Genomic DNA, 5,309 nt, shown 5'->3' with positions numbered 1-5,309 from the left:
ATATTGAAGTATTTTACAATCGAGTTCGACTGCACAGCCACCTTGGCCATCAGTCCCCTGAAGAGTTTGAAACTAGGTATAAATCAGCAAGCTAGGTGTCTAGAGTTTCAGGGGAAGATCAGTTGTAATTTAATACCCCCAGTGATTTATATATACGTTTTCTCTTTACTTGCTTACGAAAGACTGCAGTCAAAAGGCCCTCGGAAGACTTCATCGACAATGTCCCTTCAATTTTGGTTAACTTGAACGTATCACCTTTTTCAAGTTGAAGTTGTTTTAGTACTTTTTTCGCTCGTTCTATGCGTTTCTTAATTTTCAAAGCGATTTCCATCATTAGTTTTCTTGGAAGCCAGAAACGTATACCTATTTGGCGTTGTACTAAATTCTGACAGTGACAGTCAGAAGTGTGCGCGGGAAGAGGATTGTTGGGAGGTCAAGGGAAATAAAAAAAGCTTGAATTCGCGTAGCCCAAATAATTCAAGGGATAGAGAGGGGGTATCAAAAAAGTGTATCTCTTGTACTTACATTAAGAGTTGTGAAATTACAGAGAGCACTAAATATTAGAGTTACACACACATCGGTATGTGATCTGATTTGAAGCTACTCTGAGTATTTTACCCAAATTGAGCTAACAGATGCTTTGCGAAAAGCATCAGCTAGCTAATGAAACTAGCATCTAGCATTCACTTAAGTGCATGAATACCAGCGCTTACCTTGTTTTCTGATCTTTCCTCTATTATGGGCTCTAAGCAATGCACACTTAACAGTTCGCTCTTCAAGCATCGGAAAAGCTTGGACAATATACTCAGTGGTCGGCGGATAACCATCCCAGTGTTTTAAGTCTTGGATTGTTTCAACAAGCCTCTTATCGGTTAAACGTTTCATATCATTACTCCTTGCGAGGTAAACATTTACAAAATGCTTGCGATAACATCAGCAGAGCCTCTCGTTTTTCTGGCAAGAAAGAGTACTTGTTATAGATGTGCTGCATTTTAGGGAGCTTGTGATTTAAGCATATTTCAGCGACCTGATCCGAAACGCCTAGTTTTGCCAATAATGTCCTTGTTGTTCGGCGAATATCATGAGGTGCTAATGCAAATGGTAGGTTCAGAGCTTTGAAAGCGTGGTTCAACGTGTCGTGATAGACATGAGGTATACGGCTTTGCTTTCTCGCCGGAAACACATAATCGCTGCCACAGGCTCTGATTTTTAGCTCATCAAGCCAAACTACAACTTGTGGTGTCAGCGGAACTAAGAACTCTCGACGTGGTTTTGTACGTTCAGCAGGTATTGTCCACAGCAACTCGTCAAAGTCGAATTCTTCCCACTTAGCGCCTAACAGCTCCATCTTTCTAGTTGCTGTACAAAACAGTAAGCAGGTTGCTAGGTAGTTGTCTCTACTAAAAGCAGTGCCTGCTGCGCCGGCTATGTCGAAAAACTCTCTGATTTGTTTTTCGTTTAAATAGGTATCCTTTGGTCTTTCTTCACCGCCTGCGTCCATTGCCGTGAAGGACAGGGCTAGGTTGTGGCGAATTAAGTCGAGCTTAATAGCATGTTTAAATAATGCTTTCAATAAATAAAGCGATTTATTTGCTATCGAAGGTCTCGGTGCTTTTGTTCGTGTGCCTTTTTTGATCCTTTGCAGTACATCGGATATTTCCAAGCCGTTTATCTCAGTAATTGAACGATTACCTAATGGCCGCTGCAAATTCATTTCATACAACCTCTTTAATCGCTCTGCATGCGCATAACGAGATTCAATGATTGTTTCAAAGTAATGTTCAAAGACTGCATTTAAGGTATTACGTGCATGAAACTCAGCTTTTCGCTTTTCCATAGCTGGATCAATATCGTTTGCAAGCTGGTGGCGAAACAATAAGACTTTTTGTCTCGCTTCTTTTAGCGAAATGGTTGGGTAGGGGCCAATAGCGATCACCGACCGTTTTCCGTTAATTTGATAACGGAAATTAAAACTCGCATAGCCCGCTTTGGTGAATGAGAAAAATAGGCCATCTTTATCTGCAATTCCTCGAGTCGGCTCTGCCTTTTTGATGATAGATTTGAGTATGGTTTCAGTTAACATTTATATCCTCCAAATTTGTAGGGGTATTTGGACGACATTGGTGACTTGAGCGAGCGAACTACCACTCGCACTACCACTTTTTGCTATTTTTGGCTCCAATTTAGACTCAGTAACTTGGGCGCCAAAAACACAAAAGCCCAGTATTACTGGGCTCTGGCGGAGGTGTTTGGACTCTAATGGATATTATTCTATATTTTGAATTTGCTCGCGCATTTGCTCAATTAGCACTTTTAACTCAACAGCAGCATTGGTTACTTCTGTGTTAATTGATTTTGACGCTAAGGTATTCGCTTCACGATTAAACTCTTGCATCATGAAGTCTAAGCGGCGGCCACATGCGCCACCTTTTTTAAGGATTTTATGTGTTTCTTTAACATGTGATTTAAGGCGATCTAATTCTTCTGCCACATCTTGTTTTTGGGCTAGGTATATAAGTTCTTGCTCAAGGCGGTTTTCATCAATTTCAGCTTGAAGCTCTTCTAACTTTTGCGATAGTTTCTCGCGTTGCCATTTTATAACTTCAGGCATGTGAGCCTCAACAATACTTACTTGCTCTAAGATGGCATCAAGGCGTGTGCTTATCATTTGCTCAAGGTTTTCACCTTCACTGGCTCGTGCGATTTTAAATTCTTCAATGGCTGAATCTAGGCCGACTAACAGTTCGCCTTGAACAGCGTCCATATCCATTTCCTGAGCTTCCATTACACCGGGCCAGCGCAGAATATCTACAGGGTTAATGTCGCCTTGGCTTTGTGCTTGAACCCATTGTGCGCTCTTTACTAACTGAGACGCGAGAGATTCATTAATGCTCAACTCTCCTACATGTGCAGGATTTGCCGCAAACTTAAGGAACACTTCTACCTTACCGCGTTGCAGGTTCTTGCGAAGACGTTCACGGATCACAGGTTCTAAACCACGAAATTGCTCTGGAGCACGAATAAAAGTTTCAAGGTAACGTTGGTTTACAGAGCGAATTTCCCATGTGCCTGTTCCCCATTCGCCTTTAACTTCTTGGCGAGCGTACGCGGTCATGCTGTGGATCATGAATGATTTCCTAAAATTGAGTGGACTTAACAAAGATGATTATACCTTAACAAAATATGAGCTCTAGCGGAATTTTCGCCCCAAAAAGCGGCATTTTCCTAAAAGTGCCGTGGCATAGAGGCGGGCTAACACATATAATGTACGAAATTTTTTATTTAAGGGGATAGTGAATGCGTCCAAGTGAAAGAACACCTAATCAGATTCGCCCAGTGACCTTTACTCGCCAATACACCATGCATGCAGAAGGCTCGGTGTTAGTTGAGTTTGGAAACACCAAGGTTTTATGTACGGCGAGTGTTGTTTCAGGTGTGCCACGCTTTATGAAGGGCCAAGGCAAAGGCTGGGTAACCGCAGAATATGGCATGTTGCCACGTTCAACCCACACTCGTAATGACCGAGAGGCCGCGCGTGGTAAGCAAGGTGGACGCACCATGGAGATCCAACGTCTAATCGCGCGAGCACTTCGTGCAGCAGTTGACTTGAAGGCCCTAGGTGAAAACACTATCACTATCGATTGTGATGTTATCCAAGCTGATGGCGGTACTCGCACTGCTTCTATCAGTGGTGCGTGTGTGGCACTGGTTGATGCGCTTACGTATATGCGCACAAAAGGGATGATCAACACAAATCCTCTTAAGCATATGATTGCAGCAATTTCTGTAGGTATCTATAAAGGTGAACCAATTACTGATTTGGAGTACCTAGAAGATTCAGATGCAGAAACTGATATGAACGTGATCTTGACTGAAACGGGCAAAATCATTGAAGTGCAGGGTACCGCAGAGGGTGAGCCATTCTCGTTTGAAGAGTTAGAGCAGATGTTGAGTCTTGCTAAGCACTCTATTCGCGAAATCGTCGATATCCAAAAGCAAGCATTAGCTTAACCTTTAATTAAACAGAGCATAGTAATGAAAGAATATCAGAAGCAGTTTATTGAGTTCGCACTTGAAAAGCAGGTTTTAAAGTTCGGCGAGTTCACGCTTAAGTCAGGCCGTACAAGCCCATACTTCTTCAACGCTGGTTTGTTCAACACAGGTAAAGACCTAGCCAAGCTCGGTCGCTTCTATGCCGCTGCACTAGAAGATGCAGCGATTGAATACGACTTGCTATTTGGTCCTGCTTATAAAGGCATCCCTATTGCAACGACTACCGCAGTAGCGCTGGCAGACCATCACAACAAAGATGTGCCGTATTGCTTTAATCGTAAAGAAAAGAAAGATCATGGTGAGGGCGGCAACCTTGTAGGTTCGGAGCTAAAAGGTAAAGTGATGCTTGTTGATGATGTGATCACTGCTGGTACTGCGATTCGCGAATCAATGGAAATCATCGCTGCTAACGGTGCAGATCTTTCGGGCGTACTTATTGCCCTCGATCGTCAAGAAAAAGGTAAAGCTGAATTATCTGCAATTCAAGAAGTTGAACGTGACTTCAATACACAGGTAGTGTCTATCGTTAAGCTTGCTGATCTTATCACTTACCTTGAACAAAAAGGTGGGATGGATGAGCACCTCAGCGCGGTTAAAGCTTATCGCGACCAATACGGTGTAGCCTAATCCTATAAATAGCCCCTTCGACAGGGGCTTTTTTATGCGCAACGAATAGTTCTATTAGGAGGGGACGTTTAGTCCTGGCTCTAGGTTGTAAATTTCAACGGTTAAAAGCCGCAATTAAAGAAGAAGCCGCATTTCGCCAAGAATTGCTATTGGCCCTCATCTTATTTCCTTTATCTTTTATTGTAGCCAAAGGTATGTTGCATTGGGCTGCATTAATCAGTGTATTGCTATTGGTTCTTATTGTTGAATTAGTGAAATCAGCAATACAGGCACTCTCAGGCGGATATCGACAACAGTTACTTTGCCATTATTAATAGCTACGATTGTGTGGGTCGTGAATATTTACCAAAATGCAAAGGTGATTTTATAACCCAGCACATAGTTAAATCGCATATAAAGACCATATACTGACGAATAAATGGTCTTTTTTAATGCCTTTTGTGTGTAATTTGTGCAAACGATCCATTTTTAGCAATTTTCTTTAAAAAAGGGGTTGCGTCGAAAACGTTTCTCCCTATAATGCGCATCCACCGACACGGCGGACTGCTTACAAACAAGCGATACGACGAGTTGGTTGAGTCAAGTAAAACTGAGTTTTAAGAAACTTTAAACTTTCTCAAAATTAAGTG

At 42.3% G+C, this 5,309-nt stretch carries 6 protein-coding genes; 3 read left to right on the top strand and 3 right to left on the bottom strand.

Annotated features, from left to right (window positions below; all coding sequences use genetic code 11):
- Positions 1-687: 687 nt before the first annotated feature.
- The 3 genes from AAEU32_RS15765 to AAEU32_RS15755 form a co-directional block, all read right to left on the bottom strand.
- Positions 688-885 (bottom strand): hypothetical protein, encoded by a 198-nt coding sequence (locus AAEU32_RS15765; protein ID WP_347391990.1) that lies wholly within the window; start codon positions 883-885, stop codon positions 688-690.
- Positions 886-889: 4 nt separating this feature from the next.
- Positions 890-2,083 (bottom strand): tyrosine-type recombinase/integrase, encoded by a 1,194-nt coding sequence (locus AAEU32_RS15760; protein WP_421971488.1) that lies wholly within the window; start codon positions 2,081-2,083, stop codon positions 890-892.
- 183 nt (positions 2,084-2,266) lie between these two features.
- Positions 2,267-3,127: a YicC/YloC family endoribonuclease gene (locus AAEU32_RS15755; protein WP_421971487.1), complete on the bottom strand. Its 861-nt coding sequence runs from the start codon at positions 3,125-3,127 to the stop codon at positions 2,267-2,269.
- A gap of 170 nt (positions 3,128-3,297) precedes the next feature.
- On the opposite strand from AAEU32_RS15755, the gene rph reads away from it, so the two are divergent.
- The 3 genes from rph to AAEU32_RS15740 all read left to right on the top strand — a co-directional run bounded on the left by rph (position 3,298) and on the right by AAEU32_RS15740 (position 4,994).
- A complete protein-coding gene (gene rph, locus AAEU32_RS15750) occupies positions 3,298-4,011 on the top strand; it encodes a ribonuclease PH (RefSeq protein ID WP_421971486.1) in 714 nt (237 codons plus the stop codon).
- Positions 4,012-4,035: 24 nt separating this feature from the next.
- On the top strand, positions 4,036-4,680 hold the full coding sequence (pyrE, locus tag AAEU32_RS15745) for an orotate phosphoribosyltransferase (protein ID WP_421971485.1): 645 nt from the start codon (positions 4,036-4,038) through the stop codon (positions 4,678-4,680).
- A gap of 143 nt (positions 4,681-4,823) precedes the next feature.
- Positions 4,824-4,994 (top strand): diacylglycerol kinase, encoded by a 171-nt coding sequence (locus AAEU32_RS15740; RefSeq protein WP_421971484.1) that lies wholly within the window; start codon positions 4,824-4,826, stop codon positions 4,992-4,994.
- The last annotated feature ends 315 nt before the right edge of the window (positions 4,995-5,309 follow it).

The organism is Pseudoalteromonas maris (assembly GCF_049257235.1).
Classification (GTDB): domain Bacteria; phylum Pseudomonadota; class Gammaproteobacteria; order Enterobacterales; family Alteromonadaceae; genus Pseudoalteromonas.
The sequence above is the reverse complement of the archived record's forward strand: the minus strand, read 5'-3'. Positions and strand labels throughout refer to the sequence as shown.

What these genes read in the sequence shown, in the direction of transcription:
- AAEU32_RS15760 (WP_421971488.1), bottom strand. Translation starts at nt 2,083, where the DNA reads ATGTTAACTGAAACCATACTCAAATCTATCATCAAAAAGGCAGAGCCG.
- AAEU32_RS15755 (WP_421971487.1), bottom strand. Translation starts at nt 3,127, where the DNA reads ATGATCCACAGCATGACCGCGTACGCTCGCCAAGAAGTTAAAGGCGAA.
- rph (WP_421971486.1), top strand. Translation starts at nt 3,298, where the DNA reads ATGCGTCCAAGTGAAAGAACACCTAATCAGATTCGCCCAGTGACCTTT.
- pyrE (WP_421971485.1), top strand. Translation starts at nt 4,036, where the DNA reads ATGAAAGAATATCAGAAGCAGTTTATTGAGTTCGCACTTGAAAAGCAG.
- AAEU32_RS15765 (WP_347391990.1), bottom strand. Translation starts at nt 885, where the DNA reads ATGAAACGTTTAACCGATAAGAGGCTTGTTGAAACAATCCAAGACTTA.